The following is a 23,793-nucleotide window of genomic DNA, read 5'->3' on the forward strand; positions in this document are numbered from 1 at the left end:
ACCCCCCGGATCATGGGTTCGACTGGGGGCGCAAGTCATGCCGGGCCTGGCGACCACAACTCCCTGATGGGAGCCACGAAAAAGGTAACGGGGGGCGCCCCCGCGGGCCCGTGCCGTTGCGCCCGGCCGCGGCCCGCGGTCAGGACCCGAGGTACCGCACCTGTCCGCCCTTCCCGCGTTCGTACCCGTCCCGCCCGGCCAGGTGCTCGGGCACGCCGACCTCCCACCAAGCACCGGCCTCGGTCCAGCTCGACGGCTGGGTCTTCACCACGACCACCGCCGGACGCCGCTCCGAGACCGCCGCCTCGCGAGCCGAGGCGTAGGCGGTGCGCACGGAGTCCACAGTGGATGCCGTGAAGACCACGCACCCCAGCGACTCCGCGTGGCGCGCGAAGTCCACTCGCGGCGGTGAAGCGTGCGAAGTCGTGCAGTCGGCGTAGAAGTTGTTGAACGGCTTCCCGCCCTGCCCTTCCTGCAGCCGCGCGATCACCGCGTACCCGTCGTTGTCGCAGACGACCGCGACGAACGGGTGACCGGCGAACGCCGCCGAGAACAGCTCGGAGTTCAGCATCAGGTACGAGCCGTCGCCCAACAGGGTCGTCACCAGGCCCGGGTGGGCGATCGCCGCGCCCCACGCGCCGGAGAGCTCGTAGCCCATGCAGGAGAACCCGTACTCGACGTCCATCGAGACCGAGCCGGACCCGCGCCAGCCGCCGATCAGCTCGCCCGGCAGCCCGCCCGATGCCGTCATGACGTAGTCGCCGGCCGCCGAGAGGTCGTTGACCACGCCCACGACCTGCGCGTACGACGGCAGCTCGGCCGGAGAAGCGCGCAGCGAGTCGATGTGCGCGTCCCAGGATGCCCGCTCGGTGGCGGCTCGCGAGGTCCACGCCGGGTCCACCCGCCAGCTCTCCAGCTGCGCCGCGAGGTCCGCCAGGCCCGCGTCGGCGTCCCCGACGACCGACAAAGCCCCGTGCTTCACCGCGTCGAACCGGGCCGCGTTGAGCGACACCAGCCGGACGTCGGGGGAGAAGACCGTCCAGGACGCCGTTGTGAAGTCCTGCAGCCGCGTCCCGGCCGCCAGCACCACGTCCGCCGCGGCCGCGAGGACGTTCGCCGACGTCGAGCCGGTGATGCCGAGCGGTCCCGCGTGCAGCGGGTGCCCGTGCGGCACCAGCGTGCGGCCCGCCGTGGTCTCCACGACCGGGATGCCGTGCCGCTCGGCGAAGTCCAGCGCACGCTGCCCGGCACCGGAGTACCGGACGCCCCCGCCGAGCACCAGCAAGGGCCGTTTCGCGGAACGCAGGACCCCGGCCGCCTCGGTGACCGAACGCCGGTCCGGGCGCGGGCGCTGCGGCCGGTGCGTCACCGGCTCGAACAGCGCCTCCGGGAAGTCGTACGTCTCGGCCTGGACGTCCTGCGGCAGCGCGAGGGTCACCGGCCCGGCGTCGGCCGGATCCGTGAGCACCCGCGCGACCTGCGGCAACGTCGAAATCAGCTGCTCGGGCCTGGTGATCCGGTCGAAGTAGCGCGAGACCGCGCGGAAGGCGTCGTTCACCGTCGCGGTCGCGTCGCCGAACGGCTCGATCTGCTGCAGCACCGGGTCCGGCGCCCGGTTGGTGAACGTGTCGCCCGGCAGCAGCAGCACCGGCAGCCGGTTCGCGTGCGCGACGCCGGCCGCGGTCACCATGTTCAGCGCGCCCGGCCCGATCGACGACGTCACCACGCCGACCTGCCGCCGGTGCGTGGCCTTCGCGTAGCCGACCGCGGCCAGCGCCATGCCCTGCTCGGTGTGCCCGCGCCAGACCGGGATGTCCCCGCGGTGTTCCTCCAGCGCGGTGCCGAGGCCGAGGACGTTGCCGTGCCCGAAGATCGCGAACACCCCGGGGAACAGCGGGACTTCGCGCCCGTCGAGGGTTTCCGAACGCTGCGCGAGGATCCAGCGGACCAGCGCCTGAGCCGTCGTCAGCTTCACTGCACACGCCCTTCGTGACTCGTGACAGGACAACGCGGATCCAGCTCCTGCGTCGCCCACGTGTCGCGGACCCAGCCGTGCGCGGGGTCGTCGCAGAACGCCATGGACCGCTCTTCGGCCGGCCCGGCCAGGACGTTCAGGTAGTACATCGGGTAGCCCGGCGCGGCCACGCACGGCCCGTGGTAGCCGCGCGGGATGAGGAAGACGTCGTGGTCGCGCACGGCGACGTCCTCGTCCAGCTCGCCGTCGGCGGTGTACGTCCGGTGCAGGCCGAAGCCTTCGCGGGACGGGGTCACGCCGTCGCGGCCGGCGATGCGGAAGTAGTAGATCTCCTCGTTGACGACCTCGCACTCGCTCGCTTCGTCGTGCTTGTGCGGCGGGTAGGACGACCAGTTGCCGCCCGGCGTGATCAGCTCGCACGCGTTGAGCTTGTCGGCGTGGTCCCAGACCCCGGGCACGCCGAAGTTGGTCACCTGCCGCGTCGCCTGCCCGGCGCCGCGCACCTCCACCGGGACGTCCTCGGCGGGGCCGTACTTCGGGTCCAGCCGGCGGGTGCAGCGGGCCATCGGCAGCGCGACTTCCAGGCCGTCCGTTGTCGACAACTCGACTTCGGCCTCCCGGGGGACGTAGGCGAAGTCCGTCACGCGTGTGAAGACCGAGTCGCGGCCACGCAGTTCGAAAACCTGCCCGTCGACACGGACCGTCGCGGACCCGGCCAGGGGCAGCACGAAGGCCTCGAACTCGCCGGTGTGCAGGACCCGTGTCTCGCCGGGGGCCAGGGAAAGCACCCGCAGGCCGGAGTACCGCCACCCCGCGGTGTCCGGGGTCAGCCGGACCGGGTCGGCGTCGTCGGACAGTGTCCCGAGTGGACGGTGCAACTTGCTCACTTCGCGGCCTCCAGTGCCTTTGCGGCGGCTTCCACGGCGGCGCAGGTGTCTCCGCCGGGCGGGTGGAGCAGGGGGGCGGCCCAGAGCAGCTCGTGCCAACGCTCGTCGGTGGGCTTCACAGCAGCTCCTCGATCTCCCCGGCGGTCGGCATGGCGTCGGCGCAGGCCAGCCGGGACGCCACGAGCGCGCCCGCGGCGTTCGCGTACTCCGCGATGCGCACCGGGTCCCAGCCCGAGAGCAGGCCGTGGATCAGGGCACCGCCGAAGCCGTCGCCCGCGCCGAGCCCGCAGACGACCTCGACGCGTTGCGGCGGCACGGTCGACCGGCTCTCCGGGGTCGCCACCAGCACCCCTTCGGCGCCCTTCTTGATCACCGCGAGGCGGAGACCGCGTTCGAGCAGGCGGTCCGCGGCCTCGTCCGGGTCCGCGGTGCCGACGGCGACCTCCACCTCGGTCCGGTTGCCGACCGCGACCGTGACGTGGTCGAGCATCCCGCCGATCTCGGCGCGGGCCTGCTCGACGGACGGCCAGAACATCGGCCGGTAGTCCAGGTCCAGGACGGTGTGCTCCCGCCGCCCGCGGGCTTCGAGGATCTTCCGCTGGGTCGCCCGGGCCGGTTCCAAGGACACGCCGGTGCCGGTGACCCACAGCAGCGGCACCGACTCGACGACGTCCCACGGCACGTCTTCGTCGGTGAGCGTGAGGTCGGGGGCGATCGGCGACCGGTAGAACAGCAGCGGCGGGTCGGCGGGCGGGTTCAGCTCGCAGAACACCACCGGCGTCTGCAGGCCCGGCGAAGTGCCGACGAAGCCCGGCGAAACGCCGAAGCCGTCGAGGGCCTGCCGGACGTAGTCGCCGAAACCGTCCGGCCCGACCTTGGTGAGCACCGCGGTGCGCCGGCCGAGCCGCGCGGCGGCGACCGCGACGTTGGTCGCGGTCCCGCCGAGCGACTTGGCGAACGTGCTGACCCCGGCCAGTGGCACGCCGCTCTGCTCCGGGTAGAGGTCGACACCCACCCGGCCGATCGTCAGGGCCTCCAGACTCACGCCTTCTCCACCTGCCGCAGCTCGTGTTCGAGGGCTTCCAGCTCGGCGCCGCCCGCCATCTGCCGGGTCAGTTCGTTGATGTCGATCTCGGACTTCTCGTAGTGCCCGAGCGCGGCACCCCGCTTGAGCAGCAGGAACCGGTCGGCCACCGGGTAGGCGTGGTGCGGGTTGTGCGTGATCAGCACGACGCCGAGCCCGCGGTCACGGGCCTGGGCGACGTACTTCAGCACCACCCCGGCCTGCTTGACACCCAGCGCCGCCGTCGGCTCGTCGAGGATCAGCACCTTCGCGCCGAAGTACACCGCCCGCGCGATCGCGACGCACTGGCGCTCACCACCCGAGAGCGTCCCGACCGGCTGCTCGACGTCCCGCAGGTCGATGCCCATGTCGGACAACGCCTTCTTGGTCGTCTCGCGGCCCTTCTTCCGGTCGAGCATCTTGAACGGCCCGAACCCGGTCGTCGGCTCGGAGCCGAGGAAGAAGTTCCGCCAGACGCTCATCAGCGGCACCACGGCGAGGTCCTGGTACACGGTCGCGATGCCGTGGTCCAAGGCCTCGCGTGGGGAGGCGAACCGCACGGGCTCGCCCTCGACGAGGAACTCGCCCCGGTCGTGCTGGTGCACCCCGGCCAGGATCTTGATCAGCGTGGACTTCCCGGCGCCGTTGTCGCCGAGCACGCAGGTGACCTCGCCCGCATTGACCACAGTGGACACATCGCGCAGCGCGATCACGCTGCCGTACGTCTTCCCGATATCGCGAACTTCGAGCAAGCTCATCGGCGGACCCTCTCCGCGCGGCGCCGGAAGGCGTTGTTGACCAGGACCGCGGCCAGCAGCATGACGCCGAGGAACAGCATGAACCAGTCGCTGTTCCACTGCGCGAACACGATGCCCTGGCGGGCCATGCCGAAGATCAGCGCGCCGATCGCCGCGCCCACCGCCGAGCCGAACCCGCCGGTGAGCAGGCAGCCGCCGATCACCGCGGCGATGATGTACTGGAACTCCAGCCCGATGCCCTGGTTCGCCTGCACGCTGGCGAACCGCAGGATGTTGATCGAGCCGACCAGCCACGCGCCGAGCGCGGTGCCCATGAACAGCAGGATCTTCGTGCGCACCACCGGCACGCCGACCGAGCGGGCCGACACCTGCGACCCGCCGACCGCGAAGATCCAGTTGCCGAACCGGGTCCGCACCAGCAGCCAGGCGGCGATCGCGGTGACCACGATCCACCAGACGATCGATGACTGGAACTCGGTGCCGCCGATGTCGAACGTCGAGGCGAACAGCCCGCCGGCCGACTCGTACCCGCTGGTCGAGCGCATGCCCGAGACCTGGACGGTGTTGGTGACCAGCCGCGTCACGCCGAGGTTGAGGCCCTGCAGGGCCAGGAATGACCCCAGGGTGACGATGAAGCTCGGGAGCCCGGTCTTCATCACCAGCCAGCCGTTGAACGCGCCGACCCCGAGCGCGAAGACCAGCGACGCCAGCAGCGCGAGCCAGACGTTCCAGCCCGCCTGCGTCGCCAGGATCGCGGTGACCAGCGACGTCGACGCCGTCATCACGCCGGCCGAGAGGTCGAACTCGCCGCCGACCATGAGCAGCGCGACCACCACGGCCATGATGCCCAGCGTCGAGGAGTCGTCCAGCCAGGTCGCCACGCCCAGCGGGCTGAGGAACTGGCCGGTGACCACGGAGAAGAAGACGAAGACGAGCACCGCCCCGAGGAGCGCGCCGATCTCGGGCCGGACGACCAGGCGGTCGACCAGGCTCTTCTGCGCGACGCGCTCGTCGGGTTGGGCCTGAATGGCTGCGGTCATCGCGTGCCGCGCTGCGCGTACGGGGCGATGGTGTCGATGTTCGTCTTGTCGACAAAGCCAGGGCCGGTCTGGACGGGCTTGCCGCCGCCGATGGTGTTGCCGTTTTCCTTGTACAGCTTGAGGAACACGATCGGCAGGTAGCCCTGCTCGTACTGCTGCTGGTCGACGGCGAAGAGGATGCTGCCGTCCTTGATGGCCGCGACGACGTCGGCGTTCAGGTCGAAGGTCGCCACCTGGGCCTTGGAGCTCGCTTCCTTCGCGGCGGCGACGGCGCGGGCGGCGACCTGCGAGTTCAGCGCCAGCACGGCGTCGATCGACGGGTCGGACTGCAGCGCGCCGCGGATGCGGGCCTGCGCGTCGGTCGGGTTGGAGATGTCGACCTGCAGCGTCGTGACGTTGCCGAACGTCTGCTTCGCGCCGTCACAGCGCTGGTTCTGGCCGATGTTGCCGGCCTCGTGGATGACGCACAGCAGCTTCGTCTTGCCCGCCGCCTTGAGCCGCTGGCCCGCGCCCTGGCCCGCGAGGCCCTCGCTCTGGCCGACGTGCGCGATCGCGCCGAACTGGGCGCTGAAGTCCTCACCGGAGTTGATGGTGATCACCGGGATGCCGGCCTTGACGGCGTTCTGGATCGACGTCTGCAGCGCCTGGGGGTTCGCCATCGAGACGACCAGGCCGCCGACCTTCTGCGCGACCGCGTTGTCGATCAGCCGGGCCTGGTTGCCCGGGTCGCCGTCGGAGAAGTAGTCGACGCCGACGTTCAGGTCCTTGCCCGCCTGCTCGGCGCCGTTCTTCACGACGTTCCAGAAGGCGTCACCCGCGCTGCCGTGCGTCACCACGGCGACCTTCAGCGGGCCGCCCGCGTTCGGGGCCGCGACGGTCGCGGAGCTGGGGCTGCTGCTTTTCGAGTTGTCGGCGGTGGGGCCGCTGCAGGCGGACAGGACCAGCCCGGCGGCGGCGATCGCCGCCACGCCGGCCAGCTTCTTGAGAGAACGCACAGTCACTCCTTTGGGACCAGGTTTCAGAGGGAGTCGGTGATCTTCGCGAGGTGGGCCAGGCTGCGCTCGGTGTCCCGCCGGGGTAGGTCGTCGGGGCTCGAGTCGCCGAGGGCGGTGTCCTGTTCGAGGACGTACCAGCCGTCGTAGCCGGCGGCCTGGACGGAGCGCACCATCGCCGCCACGTCCACGTCGCCCTCGCCGAGCGGGGTGTACATGCCCCGCCCGACCGCGTCGGTGTAGGCCAGCCGGCCCGCGCGGACCTCGGCCGCCAGGTCTTCCCGGACGTCCTTGAGATGCACGTGCCCCACCCGTTCGGGATACCGCTTCGCCAGCTCCACCGGATCCGTCCCGCCGATCATCAGGTGCCCGGTGTCGAGGCACAACCCGAGATCGGAATCGGCGAGGAAGCGCTCGACCTCGGCCTGCTGCTCCACGTGCGTCCCGACGTGCGGGTGCAGCACCGTGCGCAGGCCGTGGGCCGCCGCGATGTCGCGGATCTTGCCCGCGGTGTCGACGAGCGTCGCCCATTCGGTGTCGTCCAGCCGCGGGCGGTCGTCGTAGCCGTCGAGGCCGGTCGCGGCGGCGAGGACGAGGACGTCACCTCCGCAGGCGGCGAAGAGCGCAGCGGACTCTTCGGCCTCCTTGAGGGCGTTCTCCTGGTTCTCGTGGAGGACGACGGCGAGGAAGCCGCCGACGAGCGTCAGGTCGTAGCCGGCCAGCAGCTCGCGCAGCGCGGCGGGATCGCGGGGGAGGTACCCGGGCGGGCCCAGCTCGGTGGCCTGGACGCCGAGGGCCGCCATCTCGCCGAGCACGGTCGCCGCGTCCAGCACCCGGCCCCAGCCCGGGACTTCGCAGACGCCCCAGGAGATCGGGGCGGCGGCCACGCGGATCGTCGCTGTCACAAGGGGCCTCCGTTGGTCCGTTGGAGCGCTCTATTGATTAGAGCGCTCTAATCTTGTAGCGTCCGTCACAGCAAAGTCAAGGCCGAGTTTTCCGAGATCAGGGGAGGTGCGCATGGTGCGTCCGACCATGGAGGACGTCGCCGCACGGGCGGGAGTTTCCCGCGCGCTGGTCTCCCTGGTGATGAACAATTCACCGAAGGTGTCCGAGGCCCGGCGCGCGGCGGTGCTGCGCGCGGCCGAGGAGCTCGGCTACCAGCCGCACGTGATGGCGCGGTCGCTGGCCAGCCGCACGTCCACCGTGCTCGGCGTGATGGTCAACGACCTGCGCAACGCCTTCTTCGCCGACGTCGTCGAGGGGCTCGACGCCGCCGCGCAGGCCGCGGGCTTCGACCTGATCCTCAACACGGGCGGCCGCAGCCCCACCCGCGAGTGGAACGCCCTGCACAACCTGCTTTCCTTCCGCCCGGCGGGGATCATCCTGCTTTCGCCGGTCGTCCCGGCGGCGTCGATCCAGGTCGCGGCCAAGCAGTGCCCGGTCGTGCTGGTCTCGCGGACGATCCGCTCGTCCACAGTGGACACGGTGAACGACGACGGCGAAGCGGGCTCGGCGCTGGCCGTCGACCACCTCGTCGGGCTGGGGCACCGGCGCATCGCCCACCTGGACGGGGGCGCCGCGGCCGGGGCGGCCCAGCGGCGGCGCGGATTCGAGGCGGCGATGCGGCGGCACGGGCTGGAGCCGATCGTCGTGCGCAGCGAGCACACCGACACCGGCGGGGAAAAGTCGGTGCGGGAGCTGCTGGCCACGTACTCGCGGCTCGACCTGCCCACGGGCCTGGTGGCGGGCAACGACTTCAACGCCGTCGGGGCGATTTCGGCACTGGAGGAGGCCGGGCTGCGCGTGCCCGAGGACGTCTCGGTGGTGGGCTACGACAACACGTCCCTGGCCGCGCTGCGGCACCTCTCGCTGACCACAGTGGACCAGCCGCGCACCGAAATGGGGCGGCTGGCCTTCGAAGCGCTGATCGAGCGCGTCCGCGGCGAGCGCACGGAGCCGGTCCGGCACCTGCTGCACCCGTCCTTGGTGGTCCGCGCGACCACCGCCGAGTTTCTGATCCGGCCGGAAGAAGGCCGTCCCCCGAACGGCACGTGACCGTTGCTGCGAAGTCATCGGCCGTGGCTGTGGCCGGATCGGAAACCATCAACACAGTCCGCGACAGGAGGAGCTTGACGATGAGGTTGGGATTGGCGGGCACCGGCCGGATCGGCACCGCGCACGCGGAGACGCTGAAGGGCTTCGACGAGGTCGAGTCGGTCGTGGTGGCCGACGTCGACACCGCGCGAGCCGCTTCCGCCGCCGCGAAGCTCGGCGTCGAATCGGTGTCCCTCGACGAGCTGTTCGCCGCGGGGCTCGACGGCCTGGTCGTCACGGCGGCCACGGACGCGCACCCCGGCCTGATCATCGCGGCGGTCGACGCGGGCATCCCGGTGTTCTGCGAGAAGCCGGTGGCCGCGGACATCCCGGGCACCCTGGCGGTGATCGACCGGATCGGCGCCTCGGACGTCGCCGTCCAGATCGGCTTCCAGCGCCGCTTCGACGCGGGCTACGCGGCGGCCCGGGCGGCGGTCGCCTCGGGCGAACTGGGCTGGCTGCACACGCTGCGCGCGACGACGTTCGACCCGGCGCCCCCGCCGGCGGAGTACGTCGCCCACTCGGGTGGGTTGTTCCGCGACTGCGGCGTCCACGACTTCGACATCATCCGCTGGGTGAGCGGCCGCGAGGTCGAGGAGGTGTACGCGATCGGCGCGAACCGCGGCGAGCGGTTCTTCCGCGACGCGGGCGACGTCGACACGGCGGCGGCCACGCTGACCTTGGCCGACGGAACCCTGGCCACGGTGTCGCTGACCCGCTACAACGGCGCGGGTTACGACGTGCGGCTCGACGTGCTGGGCTCGGTGTCGGGCGTGGTGGTCGGCCTGGACGACCGGAGCCCGCTGCGCTCGGTGGAGCCGGGGGTGGCCCCGCTGCCGGGGCCGGCGTACCCGGGGTTCATGGAGCGCTTCCGCCCGGCGTACACGACGGAGCTGAAGGCCTTCCTCGACGTCGTCGCGGGCCGGGCCCCTTCACCCTGCGGGGCGGCGGACGCTCTGGAGGCGTTCTACATCGCCGAGGCTTGCGAGGTCTCGCGCCGGGAACGGCGTCCGGTGAAGCTCGCGGAGGTCAGGCGCTGAGGAGCTTGCGGACCGTGCGTTCGACCAGGGCGGCGGCCTTCGGCGGGGGCGTGCGCCCGGTCGAAAGGTAGCGGTGGACGACCGCGCGCGGGATCTCGACGAGGGCGAGCACGACCTCCTCGTCCGTGGCGCCGGTGCGCGGCGGCAGGTTCAGCGTCGCGCGCTTCAACACGCCGTGCAGCTCCTGTTCCGCTTCGGCGAGCGCCGTGGCCGCTTCGGCCGACCAGTCCGCCGGGCCGAACGCCTGCTTGCCCGCGTCGAGGACGCGCGCGCCGTCGGGGTGCTTGCGGCACCAGTGGACGACGCTCGTCGCGGCCGCGACCGCCGCTTCGACGTCGGTCGCGTCGCCGAGCGCGGCCGTGAACGTGTCCTGGAAGTCGCGCAGGGTGTGGAGCCACAGCCGGGCCAGCAGCGGACGCCTCGCTGCACGGCTGGGCGAGGCTGACCTGGCCGTTGTTCTTCCGCCCGCTGCACGACGCCCTGCTGGAGCAGCTGCTCGACCGGGCGGAGTCGGCGGTGACCGGCCGGGTCGAGCGGCCGGTCCGCTGGTCGCCGTACGTCCGGTTCCTGCGGGGGCTGGGCGAAATCCGCTCGCGCGTCCGGCCGCCGGCGGTGAAGATGCGGGCATGATCGTGCTGACGCCGCTGGACGAGGCCGCCTTGGCGCGGCTGCTCGAAGCCGCGGTGGCGGGGGCCGATCCGCTGGAGGTCATGCCTCCGGTCGACGGCCCGCCCGGCTGGACGCCCGCCCGTCGTGCCGCGTTCCTGGCGTTCCACCGCGTCCGGTGCCTGGACCCGGCGACGGCGGTGGAACGCACCTGGGTGGTCGACGCCGACGGCGAGGCCGCCGGTGCGGCTCGCCTCGAACCCCGCGGCGACGCGGTCGAAGCGGGCATCTGGCTGGCCCGTGCCGCCCGTGGCCGCGGGATCGGCCGGGAGGTGACGGCGTTGCTGCTCGCCGAGGCCCGCAAGACCGGCGCGGCCGGGTTCGTCGCCTCGACGACGGCCGGCAACCACGGTGCCCGCGCCCTGCTGTCCGGGCTCGGCGCCGACCTCGCCACCGAAGGCGACGAGGTCGCCGCGAACCTGCGGCTCGGCTGACCGGCCCGGCGCAGCGGAACCGCGCCGGGCCGGAATCGTGCTGGACCGCCGAGCCCAGCCGGGCTGCCGGGCCCAGCCGGGCTGCCGGGCCCAGCCGGGCTGCCGGGCCGGGATCGCGCCGGACCGCCGAGCCCAGCCGGGCTGCCGGGCCGGGATCGCGCCGGACCGCCGAGCCCAGCCGGGCCGCCAGGCCGCCGAGCCCAGCTGGGCTGCCGGGCCGGGATCGCGCCGGGCCGCCGAGCCCCAGCCGAACCCCGGCCGAGCTTCAGTCGAGCTGCAGTTCCGGGGAGTACATCTCGATCCAGTGGTAGAGGTCGAGCAGCCGGTCCAAGCCGATCCGGTCCGCCGGTGCCATGGTGGCCGAGTCCACTTCGGACACCCGGTGCGCCCAGGTGCGGTCGACCAGGTCGAACACCGCGTGTCCCGGCTCGGCCAGCACCTCCTTCGCCTGCTGCTGCAGCGCCGCCGCGTAGCCCGGGTCCTGCGTCGACGGGTACGGGCTCTTCACCCGCTGCGCGACCGATTCCGGCAGTACGTGCGAAGTGGCGTGGCGCAGCAGGCTCTTCTCCCGGCCGTCGAACGTCTTCAGTGACCACGGGGTGTTGTACACGTACTCCACCAGCCGGTGGTCGCAGAACGGGACCCGGACCTCCAGGCCCACCGCCATCGACGCGCGGTCCTTGCGGTCCAGGAGCATCCGCACGAACCGGGTCAGGTGGAGGTGGCAGATCGTCCGCATCCGGGCCTCGACCTCGGACTCGCCGTCCAGGTGCTCGACGGCGGCGACCGCCGAGCGGTACTCGTCCCGCAGGTAGGACTCCAGGTCCATCCGGTCCATCAGCTCGGGGGTGTAGATCGACGTCCGGTCGGTCATCATCGCGCTGCGGAACGCGATCCACGGGAACATCTCCGCGTTGACCGAAGCCTCGTCGAAGAACCAGCGGTAGCCGCCGAACACCTCGTCGGCGGACTCGCCCGACAGCGCCACCGTCGACTCGCCGCGGATCGCCTTGAACAGCAGGTACAGCGAGGTGTCCATGTCGCCGAGCCCGGCCGGGATGTCGCGGGCCCGCAGCACCGCGCGCCGGACCTCCGGGTCGGTCAGCTCGGCCGGGTTCAGCACGACGTCCTGGTGCGCGGAACCCACCAGCGAGGCGACGTCCCGCACGAACGGCGAGTCCGCCGTGTCGCGCATCTCGTCCGGCTTGAAGTTCTCCTCCTGGCCGAAGAAGTCGACGGAGAACGTCCGCAGCCGCTCGCCCTGCTCCGCCAGCCGCGCGGCCGCCAGGCCCGTGACGGCGCTCGAGTCCAGGCCGCCCGAGAGCAGGACGCAGCGGGGGACGTCGGCGACGAGCTGCCGGTCGACGATGTCGGTCATCAGCTCGCGGACGCGGGCGACCGTCGTCGCCTGGTCGTCGGTGTGCTGCTTGGCGTCCAGCTGCCAGTACGTCCGGGTCCGGACGCCTTCGCGGGACACCGTGACGATGGTGCCCGGCCGGACCTCCTCCATGCCCTTCCACAGCGACCAGCCGGGCTTCTTGGTGAACGCCATCAGCTCGCGCAGGCCTTCGGTGTCGACGACCTTGCGCGCCAGCGGGTTGGCCAGGATGGCCTTGGGCTCGGAGCCGAACAGCACGCCGTCCGGGGTGGGGTAGTAGTAGAACGGCTTGATGCCCATCCGGTCGCGGATCATCACCAGGCGATCGTCGCGCTCGTCCCAGATCGCGAAGGCGTACATGCCGTTGAGGTGGTCGACGACCGCGTCGCCCCACTGCAGGTAGCCGTGCAGCACCACTTCGGTGTCGCTGTCGGTTTCCCAGGTGTGGCCCAGCTTCGTCAGCTCGTCCTTCAGCTCGGTGAAGTTGTAGGCCTCGCCGCTGTAGACCATCGCGATCGTGCCGTTCGGCGTGGACACCGTCATCGGCTGACGGCCGCCGGGCAGGTCGATGACGGCGAGGCGCCGGTGGCCGAGCGCGACGTGCGTGCGCACCCACGTCCCGGAGTCGTCCGGCCCGCGGCAGGCCATCGTGCCGGTCATGGCGTCGACGACGTCCTGGCGGCGGGTGAGGTCGGCGTCGTAGGAAACCCAGCCCGCAATACCGCACATGGAAAGCCCCTCCCGAAGACTTGCTTAGCTGATACAACTATCGGTAACACAGGTGTAACACGACCCGAAGATCTTGTCTGCCCGAATTGCACGTTCCGCGCTTGTTCGATCACGCGGTGTGGTGCTTGTCACTGACCAACTACCTGTGGTGAGAAGTGGGCAAACGTTTGCGTGACGGCCGCCACCAGCCGTAAAGAAGCCGTCAACGCGCGCGGGCGACGCATCAAGGCGTCGTCAGCGGTGCCCCGGGCCGCCGTCCCCCGGACGCAGAGTGAACGGCGCGCGGCCTACCTCGATTCGGCCGTGCGCGCCGCCGCCGGAGAGGGACACTGACACCGTGACCACCGCAGTGTCCGATCAAGACGCCGCCAAGCCGCGCCGCGGAGAGCTGAGGATCTACCTCGGCGCGGCTCCGGGTGTCGGCAAGACCTTCGCCATGCTCGGCGAGGCGCGGCGGCGCCTCGACCGCGGGACCGACGTCGTCGTCGGGCTGGTGGAGACGCACGGCCGCGAGAAGACCGCGGCGCTCCTCGACGGCCTCGAGACCGTTCCGCGGCGGCACGCCGAGCACCGCGGCCGCGCCTTCGAGGAGATGGACGTCGACGCCATCCTCGCCCGCGCGCCCGAGGTCGCCGTCATCGACGAACTGGCGCACACCAACGTGCCGGGGTCGCGCAACGCCAAGCGCTGGCAGGACGTCGAGGAGATCCTCGACGCCGGTATCGACGTGCTCTCCACGGTCAACGTGCAGCACCTGCAGAGCCTCAACGACGTCGTCGAGCGGATCACCGGCGTCACGCAGCAGGAGACCGTCCCGGACGAGGTCGTCCGGCGCGCCGAGCAGCTGGAACTCGTCGACATCACGCCCGAGGCGCTGCGGCGCCGGCTCGCCCACGGCAACGTCTACCCGGCCGAGCGGATCGACGCCGCGCTCGGCAACTACTTCCGGCCCGGCAACCTCACCGCGCTGCGGGAACTGGCGCTGCTCTGGGTGGCCGACCAGGTCGACGTCGCCCTGCAGCGCTACCGCGCCGAGCAGCGGATCACCGACACGTGGGAAGCGCGCGAACGCGTCGTCGCCTCGATCACCGGCGGCCCGGAAAGCGAGACGCTCATCCGGCGGGCCAGCCGGATCGCCACCCGGGCCGGCGCCGAGCTGCAGGTGGTGCACATTCTCAGCGGCGACGGCCTGGCCGGGCGGTATTCCCACAAGGCGAGCCCGGCCGCGATGGCCCGCTGCCGCAAGGTCGCCGAGGAAGTGGGGGCGACGTTCCACACGGTCGTCGGCGACGACGTCCCGGCCGCCCTGCTGGACTTCGCCCGCGGGGTCAACGCGACCCAGCTGGTCATCGGGACCTCGCGGCGGTCCCGCGTGGCACGGCTGTTCGACGAGGGCATCGGCGCTTCCGTGGTCCGGCGGTCGGGCCCGATCGACGTGCACATGGTCACCCACTCCGAGGCGGGCGGGCGCCTGCGGGCCCGGCTGGCCGCCAGCCCGCTGGGGCTCTCGCGGCTGGTGACGGGCTGGGTGCTGGGCATCGTGCTGCCGGTGCTGGTCACCCTCGTCGGCGTCTTGATCCCGAGCGGGCTGGACTTCGCCACCGACGTCATCGCCTACGTCCTGGTCACGGTCATCGTCGCGCTGGTCGGCGGCCTCGGGCCGGCACTGGTCGCGGCCGTGCTCGGAGCCGGGCTGCTCAACTTCTTCTTCACGCCGCCGCTGTACACGCTCAACGTGCACACCCCGCAGAACCTGGTGACGCTGATCGCGATGGTCGTGGTCGCGGTGCTGGTCGCCCTGGTCGTCGACCAGGCCGCGCGCCGGGCCGCCCAGGCGGCGCGGGCCCGGACCGAGGCGGCGCTGCTGGCCTCCTACGCCCGGACCGTGCTGACCCACACGGACCCGATCGAGCGGCTGCTGGCGAAGGTTCGCGAGAACTTCGCGCTGACTTCGGTGACGCTGCTGGAGAAGCAGAACGGGGTGTGGCAGTGCGTGGCGACCGCGGGGGAGCACCCGTGCGCCGACCCGGACGAGGCCGACGCCGACATCGCCGTCACCGCGGACGTCCACCTGACCCTGCGCGGCCGCGCCCTGCCGGCGGCGGACCGGCGGGTGCTGGAAGCCGTGGCGGGGCAGGCGTTCCTGGCCCTGCGGCAGCAGCGGGCCGCGGCCGCGGCGGCGCTCGCCGAGCGCAAGGCCGAGGCGACCGAGCTGCGCACGACGTTGCTCTCGGCCGTCGGGCACGACCTGCGGACGCCGCTGACGTCGATCAAGGCGTCGATCGGCAGCCTGCGTGCCGCGGACCTGGAGTTGTCCGAAGAGGACACCGCGGAACTCATGGAGGCCATCGAGCTGTCCGCCGACCGGCTGGCCGGGCTGATCGACAACCTGCTCGACTCGTCGCGGCTGGCGACCGGGGCGGTCAAGCCGCACCTGCGTCCGGTGGGCTACGACGAGGTCGTGGCGCACGCTTTGTCCAATGTGGATGGCTCGGACGAAGTGGTGGTCGCGGTCGACGACCAGCTCCCGGCGGTGCTGGCCGACCCGGGCCTGCTGGAACGGGTGGTGGCGAACGTGCTGGACAACGCCCTGCGCCACGGTGGTGCCCCGGTGTCGGCCCGGGGCAGCGCCCACTCCGGGCAGGTCGAGCTGCGGATCGTCGACCACGGCAAGGGGCTGCGCAAGGGGGCCGCGGACTCGGCGTTCGCGCCGTTCCAGCGGCTCGGCGGCGACCGGGACACGACGCCGGGCGTCGGGCTCGGGCTGTCGGTGGCGAAGGGGTTCACCGAGGCGATGGGCGGCACCGTCCGCGCCGAGGACACCCCGGGCGGCGGGCTCACGATCGTGGTGTCCCTGCCCGCGTTCAGCGTGGCTTACGAAGAGGAGGGGGTGCGATGAGCGACCCGGGCGCCACCGTGCTGGTGGTGGACGACGAGCCGCAGATCGTGCGGGCACTGCGGATCAACCTGACCGCCCGCGGCTACAAGGTGATCACCGCGCACGACGGCACGGCCGCGCTCAAGGCGGTCGCCGAGACCAAGCCCGACGTCGTCGTGCTCGACCTCGGCCTGCCCGACCTCGACGGCACGGAGGTGATCGCGGGCCTGCGCGGCTGGACGACGGTCCCGATCATCGTGCTGTCCGCCCGCGGCGACTCGGCGGACAAGGTCGAGGCCCTCGACGCGGGCGCCGACGACTACGTCACGAAACCGTTCGGCATGGACGAGCTGCTGGCCCGCCTGCGCGCGGCGGTCCGCCGCTCGGCGGTGGCGGGCACGGACGGCGCGGACGCGGTGGTGGACACGGCGTCGTTCACGGTCGACCTGGCGGCGAAGAAGGTCCGCCGCCACGACGGCGAGGAAGTCCACCTGACGAAGACGGAGTGGGGCGTGCTGGAGCTGCTGGTCCGCAACCGCGGCCGGCTGGTGGCGCAGAAGCAGCTCCTGCACGAGGTATGGGGCCCGTCGTACGAAACGGAGTCCCACTACCTGCGGGTGTACCTGGCCCAGCTGCGGCGCAAGCTGGAGCGGGAGCCCTCCCGGCCCCGGCACCTGCTGACCGAACCCGGGATGGGGTACCGCTTCGAGGTCTAGCGGCGGCCACCGGTGGGTACCCCGCCCGCGTGACTGAGGGGACGGGGGAGCGCGCACCGGCGCGCCGCAACCGGAAGGCCTTGGTGGGGCGCCTGATCGTGGTGTCGGTGCTCGCGTACCTGGCCGGGGTCGGGATCGCCGCCGCCTTCGGCCGGCCGGAGCCCTGGATCTCCGGCATCGTCGCGCTCGGGCCGGTGCTGGGCGGGGTGGTCGGGGGTGCCCTGGCCCGCCGGTTCCGGGGCGAAGGGCCGCCCTAGAACCAGAAGGTCGGCTGATCGATCCCGAACCGCAGCTTCGCGTACCGCTTGGACGCCGCGGCCGAGAAGTAGATGTGCTGGGCCGCCGCGTGGAGGTCGCGGAAGCAGCGCTGCAGCGGCTGGTCCGCGTGCAGCGCTCCCGCGCCCGCGTAGCCGAACGCGATGTTCACCGCGCTCAGCGACGCCCGCATCGCCTGCTGGGTCGCCAGCAGGAACTGGCCGCGCTGCCGGACGTCCGGGACGTCGCCCGCGCACGCCGTGTCCCACAGCTGCCCGAGTGCCTCGAAGACGAACGCCCGTGCCGACCGCAGCCGGCCTTCGGCGCTGGTCAGCGCGAGCTGGACGTCGCCGTCCTCGGCGATCGGGCCAGGGCCCGGCGGGCGGAACTTGGCCGGCGCGAACCCGGTGAACTCGTCCAGCGCGCGCCGCGCGATGCCGAGCGGGACGCCCGCGAACAGCGTGCCGACGAAGGTGAAGAACGGGAACCGCCACAGCGGGCCGTCGTGGCGCGCCGGGTTCGTGAACGGCGAAATCGTGTGCTCGGCGCGCACGACCGCGTCGATCTCGACGTCGTGGCTGCCGGTGCCGCGCAGGCCGGTGACGTCCCAGTTCTCCATCACCCGCACCGCGGCGGCCGGCACCACGGCGAGCCGCCAGTCCCGCGGGTCGCCACCGGCGAAGGCGCCGTTGAAGAACAGGTCCGTGTGCGGGCTGCCGCTGCAGAACCCCCAGCGGCCGGCGAGGGTGAACTCGCCGTCGCCGTCCGGGGTGAGCCGGCCCATCGGCGCGAACACGCCGCCGCCGACCGGGTCTGGCGTGCCGGCGACGAGGTCCGCCGCGACGGCCGGGTCCAGCCAGGCGAGGAACGCCGAGCCGTTGCCGATGGTGATCGTCCACCCCGCGGAGCCGTCGGCGCGGGAGAGCTCCTCGATCGTTTCGACGATCGCGGCGGGCGGCAGCTCCTGGCCGCCGAGCCCGCGCGGTGTCGCCAAGCGGAAGAGCCCGGCTTCGCGGGCGCGCTCGACGAGGTCGCGGGGCAGCGTCTGCAGCTGCTCGGCTTCGACGGCCCGCGCGCTCAGCTCGGGCGCGAGCTCCCGCGCGGCGGTGACGGCGTCGGTCGTGGCTTGTTCCATCATGGTCAGCGCCCCCTCCGGGTGTCATGATAGATGTGTATCTATTTGATAGAGGAGTCTCTACCTAAATGTCCGGCCCTGTCAAGCGTCGTTACGACACCTCGCGGCGTCAGGAGCAGGCGCGCGAGAACCGCCGCCGGATCCTGACGGCGGCGTCGGCGCTGTTCCGGGAGAAGGGGTACGCGGGCACCGCGATGCCCGAGGTGGCGAAGGCGGCCGGCGTCGCCGTGCAGACCGTCTACAAGGCGTTCGCCAACAAGGCGACCCTGCTCAAGGCCGTCTTCGACGTCACGGTCGCGGGCGACGACGAGGACGTCCCGATCGCCGGCCGGGACTTCATCGCCGAGATCCGGGCCGAGCCGGACGCCGTGCGCAAGATCGAGCTGTACCTCGACCACCTGGTGGGTGTCGCGCCCGCGGTGTCCCCGGTGCAGCTGCTGGCCAGGGACGCGGCCGCCGCCGACCCCGCGGCCGCCGAGGTGTGGGCGCAGATGCGTCGGGAGATGCTGACGGCGATGACGTACTTCTCGGCCGAGCTGCTGGGCACCGGGCAGGTCAAGCCGGGCCTGACCGCCGACGACGTCCGCGACATCCTGTGGACCTACCACGGCCCCGAGCAGTACGAGCTGCTCTGCCTCGAGCGCGGGTGGTCCGCGGAGCGCTACGGGAAGTTCCTGCGCGACGCGATGGTCGCCGCTGTTTTGGTCCAGGCCTGAGTGTCCCAGTCTTGGGGCACTCAGGCCTGGGCTGCGGTGCTCGTGCCGGAAGTGCTCGACGAGGGGGCGCCGGCCGAGCTCGAGCCGCCGCCGGATGCCGTCGTGGTCGTGGTCGGCGGCGTCGGAGTGTTCGAGGTGGTCGGCGGAGTCGACGTCGACGGCTTCGGGTCCGGGCTCGGAGAAGCCGACGTGGGCGGCTGCGTGACCGGCGGCGGGTTGCCGCCGGTGTCGATGCGCGGCGGCGGGGGCGGCGAAGGCTGGGTGACGACCGTGGTGGTCGTCTTGCCGTCCGGGCTCACCGACACGACGGTCGTCGGCACGCTCGGCGACGTCGGGCTCGACGTCGCCGGAGCCCCGCTGGAGGTCGCCGGGTCGCTCGGCGACGGCGTGGCCGGCAGTGTCCGGACGCCGGCCGGGACGGTGCCCTGGCCGCCGGGGCCGCCCGTGCCGCCCGCGGTCGAGGCGGTGCCCGGCCCGGCGAGCTCGGCCACGGCGGCGAACGCGGTCGCGACGACCAGCCCGGCCACCCCGAGCACGACGTACCCGGTGCGGTTCGGTTTGCTGCTCTTGGGCGGCGCGGTGTCGATCCTGGTGATCCGAGCGCTCGAATCCGACCCGTCGGGGCGGGGCATACGGGGCTCCTTGGGCTCTGTTGAGGCAGCACAGCGGGGAGGTGGCACAGCTCGAGGTCGTGGATCGGGGGCGCTGGTGCGGATGGAGCAGTGCGCCCACGGCGGGGGAGCGACCTCGGCGGGGAGGTTATCACCGGCGTGCGGGCATTCGCCCAGGTAGTGGCCTTGATCCGTTACTGTGCGCGGTCGGTTGACCCGGAAGGGATGAAGTGCGTGAGTGAGGAAGAAACCCACACCCGGCTGACGGCGTGGGTCCGCGGCCGGGTCCAGGGCGTCGGTTTCCGCTGGTGGACCCGCAGCCGGGCGTTGGAACTCGGGCTGGTCGGGAGCGCGAGCAATCTGGCCGACGGGCGTGTCGAGGTGGTAGCGGAAGGTAGTCGGGACCACTGTGAGCGGCTGTTGGCGGCGTTGCGGTCGGGAGAATCACCCGGAAGTGTGGAGCACGTCTCCGAGCGCTGGTCCGACCCGAAAGGGGGACTCCGCGGGTTCGTCGAGCGGTAGGCCGTCCGGGGTCGGTGTGGCTCGTGGTGTTGCTGAGGCCGCCGCGGGTGTGCTAGGCGCGCCGAGGAGGGGGCGCGTCCGGCGGACCCCGGAGGCCCCCAGGTAGCCTGGGACGATTGAACCGCCAGTACCCGCGGCCAGAGGGGTCAGCACCACGTGCACCTGAAAAGCCTGACGCTCAAGGGCTTCAAGTCCTTCGCCTCGGCCACCACGCTGCGCTTCGAACCCGGCATCACCTGCGTGGTCGGGCCGAACGGCTCGGGGAAGTCCAACGTGCTGGACGCGCTGCGCTGGGTCATGGGCACCCAGGGCGCCAAGGACCTGCGCGGCGGCAAGATGGAGGACGTCATCTTCGCCGGCACCGCGGGCCGCGCCCCGCTCGGCCGCGCCGAGGTCACCCTCACCATCGACAACGCCGACGGCGCGCTGCCCATCGAGTACTCCGAGGTGTCGATCACCCGCCGGATGTTCCGCGACGGCGCGAGCGAGTACGAGATCAACGGCGACCGCTGCCGCCTGATGGACGTCCAGGAACTGCTCTCGGACTCCGGCATCGGCCGCGAGATGCACGTCATCGTCGGGCAGGGCCAGCTCTCGGCGATCCTCGAGTCCAAGCCCGAAGAGCGCCGCGCCTTCATCGAAGAGGCCGCCGGCGTCCTCAAGCACCGCAAGCGCAAGGAACAGACCCTGCGCAAGCTGGCCAACATGCAGGGCAACCTCGATCGCCTCGGCGACCTGACGACCGAGCTGCGCCGCCAGCTCAAGCCGCTGGGCAAGCAGGCCGAGATCGCCCGCAAGGCCCAGTCGGTCCAGTCCGAGCTGCGCGATTCCCGCCTGCGCCTGCTCGCCGACGACCTGGTCACCCAGCGCGACGCGATCGCGCGCGAGGAGGCCGACGAGAAGACGGCCCGCGCGCGCCGCGCCGAAGTCGAACAGACCCTCGAGATCGTCTCGGCCGAAGAAGCCGAGCTGGAAGCCTCGCTGGCCGAGGACGCGCCGCTGCTGCAGACGGCCCAGGAGACCTGGTACAAGCTGTCGGCGCTGGCCGAGCGCCTGCGCGGCACCGTCCGCCTCGCCGTCGAGCGCCAGCGGCACCTCTCCGCGGACGTCTCGGCGAGCACCGGCGGCCGCGACCCCGAGGAGCTCCTCGAAGAGGCCGAGCGCGTCGCCGAGCAGGAAGAGGAGCTCAACGAGGCCGTCATGGAGGCCCGGGAGCTGCTCGCCCAGACCATCCTGCGGCGCGAAGACCTCGAACAGCGCGTCCAGGCCGCCGAGCGCGCGCACTGGGCCGCCGTCCGCGCCATCGCCGACCGCCGCGAGGGCATGGCCAAGCTGACCGGCCAGGTCGAGGCGCTGCGCAGCAAGAACGGCGCCACCACCGACGAGATCGACCGGCTCAGCGTCTCCATCTCCGAAGCCGCCGAGCGCGCCGAGATCGCCGTCGAAGAGCTCGAGATGGCCCAGGCCGAGGGCGGCGCGGAGGAATCCGACGACGCCGGCCTGATGGACCGCCACGACCGCGCGGTCGAGGCGAACAACGCCGCCAAGGCGCGGGTCGAAGAGCTGGTCAAGGCCGAACGCGCGGCCGAGCGCGAGATCGCGTCGGAGAAGGCGCGCGTCGAGGCGTTGTCGATGGGGCTCAAGCGCAAGGACGGCGCGGGGGCGCTGCTCGGCGCGTCCCACGAGCTGCCGGGCCTGCTGGGCTCGGTCGCCGCGCTGCTCACCGTCGAGCCCGGGCACGAGGTCGCGCTCGCCGCGGCGCTCGGCCCGATCGCCGACGCGATCGCCGTCGCGGGCGGCGAAGACGCCCTGCGTGCGCTGAAGTACTTGAAGGAGACCGACTCCGGGCGCGCGGGCATCCTGCTCGGCGGCTCACCCGGCTTTTCCGCATCGTCTTTTGATGACACAGCGTCCACTGTGGACACCCACTCGTGGCCGTCGCTGCCGGAAGGGGCGCGCTGGGCCCGCGAGGTCGTCACGGCGCCGGCGCAGCTGCGGCCCGCCGTCGAGCAGGCGCTCGACAAGCTGGCCATCGTCCGCGACCTCGATGCGGCCCGGCACCTGGTCGCGGTGCACCCCGAGGTCCGCGCGGTCACCGCGGAGGGCGACGTCTTCGGCGCCCGCTGGGCGATCGGCGGCTCCGGCAAGCGCGAGAGCGTGATCGAGGTCCAGGCCGCCGTCGACGAGGCGGCCGAGCGGCTCCGCCTGGCCGAACGCTCGCTGGAGCGCTACGCGGCCGAGCTGGAAGGCGCCCGTGCCGAGCAGCAGGCGCGTCGCGAAGAGGTGTCCCAGGCCAAGGACGCCCTCGGTGAGGCGAAGGTCCGCAAGGCCCGGTCCTCGGAACGGCTCAGCCGGCTGCAGCAGGCCGCCCGCCAGGCGCAGGCCGAGGTCGAACGGCTGTCCGGGCAGCGCGCGAAGGTCGAGCAGAGCCGCGTCCAGGCGCTGGCCCAGCTCGCCGAGCTGGAGGAACGGCTCGCCGCCGTCGCCGAGCAGCCCGTCGAGGACGACCCGGACACCGCCGAGCGCGACGCCGCCGTCGAAGAGCTGGCCGTGGTCCGGCAGGAGGAGATGGAGGCGCGGCTCGCGCAGCGCACCTCCGAAGAGCGCGCCCGCAGCATCGCGGGCAAGGCCGAAGGCCTCCGCCGCGCCGCGCACGCCGAGCAGCAGGCCCGGGAACGCGCGGAGCGCGCCGCCGCGGCCCGCAAGCGCGGGGCCGAGATCGCCAACGCCGTCGTCAACGCCGGCGAGCTCGCGCTCGAGCGCATCGAGCACTCGGTGCAGCGTGCCGCCACCGAACGCGACCAGGTGCAGGCCCGCCGCCAGAGCCGCGAGCAGGCGCTGACCGGTGTCCGTGCCAAGGTCCGCGAGCTCACCGGCGAGCTGGAGAAGCTGACCGACGCCGTCCACCGCGACGAGGTGCTGCGCGCCGAGCAGCGGCTGCGGCTGGAAACCCTGGAAGCCAAGATCGCCGAAGACTTCGGCATGGGGCTGGAGGACCTCGTCCGCGAGTACGGGCCGGACGTCCCGGTCCCGCCGAGCGCGGGCGAGATGGCCGAGTACGAGGCGGCCAAGGACCGCGGCGAGGACGTCACCCCGCCGCCGCCGATGCCCTACGACCGCGAAACCCAGGCCCGCCGCGCCAAGCGCGCGGAGAAGGACCTGTCGCTGCTGGGCAAGGTCAACCCGCTGGCGCTGGAGGAGTTCGCGGCGCTGGAGGAGCGGTACAAGTTCCTCTCCACGCAGCTGGAGGACCTGAAGGACACCCGCAAGGACCTCGAAGCGGTCATCAAGCAGGTCGACGAGAAGATCCTCGAGGTCTTCGCCTCGGCGTACGCGGACGTCTCCCGCGAGTTCGAGACGGTGTTCGGCGTGCTCTTCCCGGGCGGCGAGGGCCGGATGGTCCTCACCGAGCCGGACGACCTGCTGGCCACCGGCGTCGACGTCGAAGCGCGCCCGCCGGGCAAGAAGGTCAAGCGGCTTTCGCTGCTGTCGGGTGGCGAGAAGTCGCTGGTCGCGGTGGGCATGCTGGTCGCGATCTTCCGCGCCCGGCCGTCACCCTTCTACGTGATGGACGAGGTCGAGGCGGCGCTCGACGACACCAACATGCGCCGGCTGATCGGGCTGCTGGAGCAGCTGCGCGACTCGTCGCAGCTGATCATCATCACCCACCAGAAGCCGACCATGGAGATCGCCGACGCGCTCTACGGCGTGAGCATGCAGGGCGACGGCATCACGAAGGTGATCTCGCAGCGCCTGCGCACGACCGAGGAAGACCCGGTCCCGGTCAGCTGACCCGCCCCAAGCCGTCGTGAGTGGTAATTCGGGTTCTAACCCGAATTACCACTCACGAGAGCCGCGGCAGACCGCTCACCGAGACATGGAATCGCTGGTCAGCCGGCAACCC

22 protein-coding genes are annotated in these 23,793 nt (G+C 72.2%); 10 read left to right on the forward strand and 12 right to left on the reverse strand.

Annotated elements, in window-relative coordinates; genetic code table 11:
- Positions 1-139: 139 nt before the first annotated feature.
- Genes iolD through ACWED2_RS46205 form a run of 8 tightly spaced genes read right to left on the reverse strand, consistent with a single transcriptional unit; the run spans position 140 to position 7,620 of the window.
- Positions 140-1,975: a 3D-(3,5/4)-trihydroxycyclohexane-1,2-dione acylhydrolase (decyclizing) gene (iolD, locus tag ACWED2_RS46170; protein ID WP_449696868.1), complete on the reverse strand. Its 1,836-nt coding sequence runs from the start codon at positions 1,973-1,975 to the stop codon at positions 140-142.
- Positions 1,972-2,862 carry a 5-deoxy-glucuronate isomerase gene (gene iolB, locus ACWED2_RS46175; protein WP_449696869.1) on the reverse strand — a complete coding sequence of 297 codons (891 nt, stop codon included), beginning with the start codon at positions 2,860-2,862 and terminating at the stop codon, positions 1,972-1,974. The genes iolD and iolB overlap by 4 nt, the downstream gene beginning before the upstream one ends.
- Entirely contained in the window at positions 2,859-2,981 is a 123-nt protein-coding gene (locus ACWED2_RS46180) for a hypothetical protein (protein ID WP_449696870.1), read from the reverse strand. The genes iolB and ACWED2_RS46180 overlap by 4 nt, the downstream gene beginning before the upstream one ends.
- Positions 2,978-3,907, reverse strand: coding sequence for a 5-dehydro-2-deoxygluconokinase (gene iolC, locus ACWED2_RS46185; protein ID WP_449696871.1), 930 nt, complete (start codon positions 3,905-3,907; stop codon positions 2,978-2,980). Before iolC ends, ACWED2_RS46180 begins: the two co-directional genes overlap by 4 nt.
- Positions 3,904-4,683, reverse strand: coding sequence for an ATP-binding cassette domain-containing protein (locus ACWED2_RS46190; RefSeq protein WP_449696872.1), 780 nt, complete (start codon positions 4,681-4,683; stop codon positions 3,904-3,906). Before ACWED2_RS46190 ends, iolC begins: the two co-directional genes overlap by 4 nt.
- Positions 4,680-5,723, reverse strand: coding sequence for an ABC transporter permease (locus ACWED2_RS46195; RefSeq protein WP_449696873.1), 1,044 nt, complete (start codon positions 5,721-5,723; stop codon positions 4,680-4,682). The genes ACWED2_RS46190 and ACWED2_RS46195 overlap by 4 nt, the downstream gene beginning before the upstream one ends.
- Complete coding sequence (locus ACWED2_RS46200) at positions 5,720-6,718, reverse strand: sugar ABC transporter substrate-binding protein (protein ID WP_449696874.1); 999 nt, start codon at positions 6,716-6,718, stop codon at positions 5,720-5,722. Before ACWED2_RS46200 ends, ACWED2_RS46195 begins: the two co-directional genes overlap by 4 nt.
- Positions 6,719-6,741: 23 nt before the next feature.
- Positions 6,742-7,620, reverse strand: a complete 879-nt coding sequence (locus tag ACWED2_RS46205; RefSeq protein WP_449696875.1) for a TIM barrel protein — start codon at positions 7,618-7,620, stop codon at positions 6,742-6,744.
- Between the two features lie 112 nt (positions 7,621-7,732).
- On the opposite strand from ACWED2_RS46205, the gene ACWED2_RS46210 reads away from it, so the two are divergent.
- Positions 7,733-8,770, forward strand: a complete 1,038-nt coding sequence (locus ACWED2_RS46210) for a LacI family DNA-binding transcriptional regulator (protein ID WP_449696876.1) — start codon at positions 7,733-7,735, stop codon at positions 8,768-8,770.
- Between the two features lie 80 nt (positions 8,771-8,850).
- Entirely contained in the window at positions 8,851-9,849 is a 999-nt protein-coding gene (locus ACWED2_RS46215; protein WP_449696877.1) for a Gfo/Idh/MocA family protein, read from the forward strand.
- Here the strand turns inward: ACWED2_RS46215 and ACWED2_RS46220 are convergent.
- Positions 9,839-10,021 (reverse strand): hypothetical protein, encoded by a 183-nt coding sequence (locus tag ACWED2_RS46220; RefSeq protein WP_449696878.1) that lies wholly within the window; start codon positions 10,019-10,021, stop codon positions 9,839-9,841. The genes ACWED2_RS46215 and ACWED2_RS46220 overlap by 11 nt on opposite strands.
- Before the next feature lie 281 nt (positions 10,022-10,302).
- On the opposite strand from ACWED2_RS46220, the gene ACWED2_RS46225 reads away from it, so the two are divergent.
- Positions 10,303-10,479 carry a hypothetical protein gene (locus tag ACWED2_RS46225; protein WP_449696879.1) on the forward strand — a complete coding sequence of 59 codons (177 nt, stop codon included), beginning with the start codon at positions 10,303-10,305 and terminating at the stop codon, positions 10,477-10,479.
- Positions 10,476-10,949: a GNAT family N-acetyltransferase gene (locus tag ACWED2_RS46230; RefSeq protein WP_449696880.1), complete on the forward strand. Its 474-nt coding sequence runs from the start codon at positions 10,476-10,478 to the stop codon at positions 10,947-10,949. Before ACWED2_RS46225 ends, ACWED2_RS46230 begins: the two co-directional genes overlap by 4 nt.
- Positions 10,950-11,214: 265 nt before the next feature.
- Here the strand turns inward: ACWED2_RS46230 and asnB are convergent, their stop codons facing one another.
- Positions 11,215-13,056, reverse strand: coding sequence for an asparagine synthase (glutamine-hydrolyzing) (asnB, locus tag ACWED2_RS46235; protein WP_449696881.1), 1,842 nt, complete (start codon positions 13,054-13,056; stop codon positions 11,215-11,217).
- Positions 13,057-13,393: 337 nt separating this feature from the next.
- On the opposite strand from asnB, the gene ACWED2_RS46240 reads away from it, so the two are divergent.
- Genes ACWED2_RS46240 through ACWED2_RS46250 form a run of 3 tightly spaced genes read left to right on the forward strand, consistent with a single transcriptional unit; the run spans position 13,394 to position 16,907 of the window.
- Positions 13,394-15,955, forward strand: a complete 2,562-nt coding sequence (locus tag ACWED2_RS46240) for a DUF4118 domain-containing protein (protein WP_449696882.1) — start codon at positions 13,394-13,396, stop codon at positions 15,953-15,955.
- Positions 15,952-16,650, forward strand: coding sequence for a response regulator (locus ACWED2_RS46245; RefSeq protein WP_449696883.1), 699 nt, complete (start codon positions 15,952-15,954; stop codon positions 16,648-16,650). Before ACWED2_RS46240 ends, ACWED2_RS46245 begins: the two co-directional genes overlap by 4 nt.
- A 29-nt stretch (positions 16,651-16,679) precedes the next feature.
- Complete coding sequence (locus ACWED2_RS46250; RefSeq protein WP_449696884.1) at positions 16,680-16,907, forward strand: hypothetical protein; 228 nt, start codon at positions 16,680-16,682, stop codon at positions 16,905-16,907.
- Here ACWED2_RS46250 and ACWED2_RS46255 read toward each other — a convergent pair.
- Positions 16,904-18,043 (reverse strand): acyl-CoA dehydrogenase family protein, encoded by a 1,140-nt coding sequence (locus ACWED2_RS46255; RefSeq protein ID WP_449696885.1) that lies wholly within the window; start codon positions 18,041-18,043, stop codon positions 16,904-16,906. The genes ACWED2_RS46250 and ACWED2_RS46255 overlap by 4 nt on opposite strands.
- A 65-nt stretch (positions 18,044-18,108) precedes the next feature.
- Here ACWED2_RS46255 and ACWED2_RS46260 point away from each other — a divergent pair, with 65 nt between their 5' ends.
- On the forward strand, positions 18,109-18,756 hold the full coding sequence (locus ACWED2_RS46260) for a TetR/AcrR family transcriptional regulator (protein WP_449696886.1): 648 nt from the start codon (positions 18,109-18,111) through the stop codon (positions 18,754-18,756).
- Between the two features lie 20 nt (positions 18,757-18,776).
- Here ACWED2_RS46260 and ACWED2_RS46265 read toward each other — a convergent pair whose 3' ends face one another.
- Positions 18,777-19,388, reverse strand: a complete 612-nt coding sequence (locus ACWED2_RS46265) for a hypothetical protein (RefSeq protein ID WP_449696887.1) — start codon at positions 19,386-19,388, stop codon at positions 18,777-18,779.
- Between the two features lie 204 nt (positions 19,389-19,592).
- Between ACWED2_RS46265 and ACWED2_RS46270 the strand changes: the two genes are divergently transcribed.
- Both ACWED2_RS46270 and smc read left to right on the forward strand, forming a co-directional pair.
- A complete protein-coding gene (locus ACWED2_RS46270; RefSeq protein ID WP_449696888.1) occupies positions 19,593-19,889 on the forward strand; it encodes an acylphosphatase in 297 nt (98 codons plus the stop codon).
- A gap of 156 nt (positions 19,890-20,045) precedes the next feature.
- Positions 20,046-23,681: a chromosome segregation protein SMC gene (gene smc, locus ACWED2_RS46275; RefSeq protein ID WP_449696889.1), complete on the forward strand. Its 3,636-nt coding sequence runs from the start codon at positions 20,046-20,048 to the stop codon at positions 23,679-23,681.
- Positions 23,682-23,793: the final 112 nt, after the last annotated feature.

The sequence above is a fragment of the Amycolatopsis sp. NPDC005003 genome (assembly GCF_053600695.1).

Excerpts from the sequence above, each read along its gene's own strand:
- ACWED2_RS46190 (WP_449696872.1), bottom strand. The coding sequence starts at position 4,683 with ATGAGCTTGCTCGAAGTTCGCGATATCGGGAAGACGTACGGCAGCGTG.
- ACWED2_RS46195 (WP_449696873.1), bottom strand. The coding sequence starts at position 5,723 with ATGACCGCAGCCATTCAGGCCCAACCCGACGAGCGCGTCGCGCAGAAG.
- ACWED2_RS46210 (WP_449696876.1), top strand. The coding sequence starts at position 7,733 with ATGGTGCGTCCGACCATGGAGGACGTCGCCGCACGGGCGGGAGTTTCC.
- ACWED2_RS46215 (WP_449696877.1), top strand. The coding sequence starts at position 8,851 with ATGAGGTTGGGATTGGCGGGCACCGGCCGGATCGGCACCGCGCACGCG.
- ACWED2_RS46230 (WP_449696880.1), top strand. The coding sequence starts at position 10,476 with ATGATCGTGCTGACGCCGCTGGACGAGGCCGCCTTGGCGCGGCTGCTC.
- asnB (WP_449696881.1), bottom strand. The coding sequence starts at position 13,056 with ATGTGCGGTATTGCGGGCTGGGTTTCCTACGACGCCGACCTCACCCGC.
- ACWED2_RS46245 (WP_449696883.1), top strand. The coding sequence starts at position 15,952 with ATGAGCGACCCGGGCGCCACCGTGCTGGTGGTGGACGACGAGCCGCAG.
- ACWED2_RS46255 (WP_449696885.1), bottom strand. The coding sequence starts at position 18,043 with ATGATGGAACAAGCCACGACCGACGCCGTCACCGCCGCGCGGGAGCTC.
- ACWED2_RS46260 (WP_449696886.1), top strand. The coding sequence starts at position 18,109 with ATGTCCGGCCCTGTCAAGCGTCGTTACGACACCTCGCGGCGTCAGGAG.
- ACWED2_RS46265 (WP_449696887.1), bottom strand. The coding sequence starts at position 19,388 with ATGCCCCGCCCCGACGGGTCGGATTCGAGCGCTCGGATCACCAGGATC.
- ACWED2_RS46270 (WP_449696888.1), top strand. The coding sequence starts at position 19,593 with ATGAAGTGCGTGAGTGAGGAAGAAACCCACACCCGGCTGACGGCGTGG.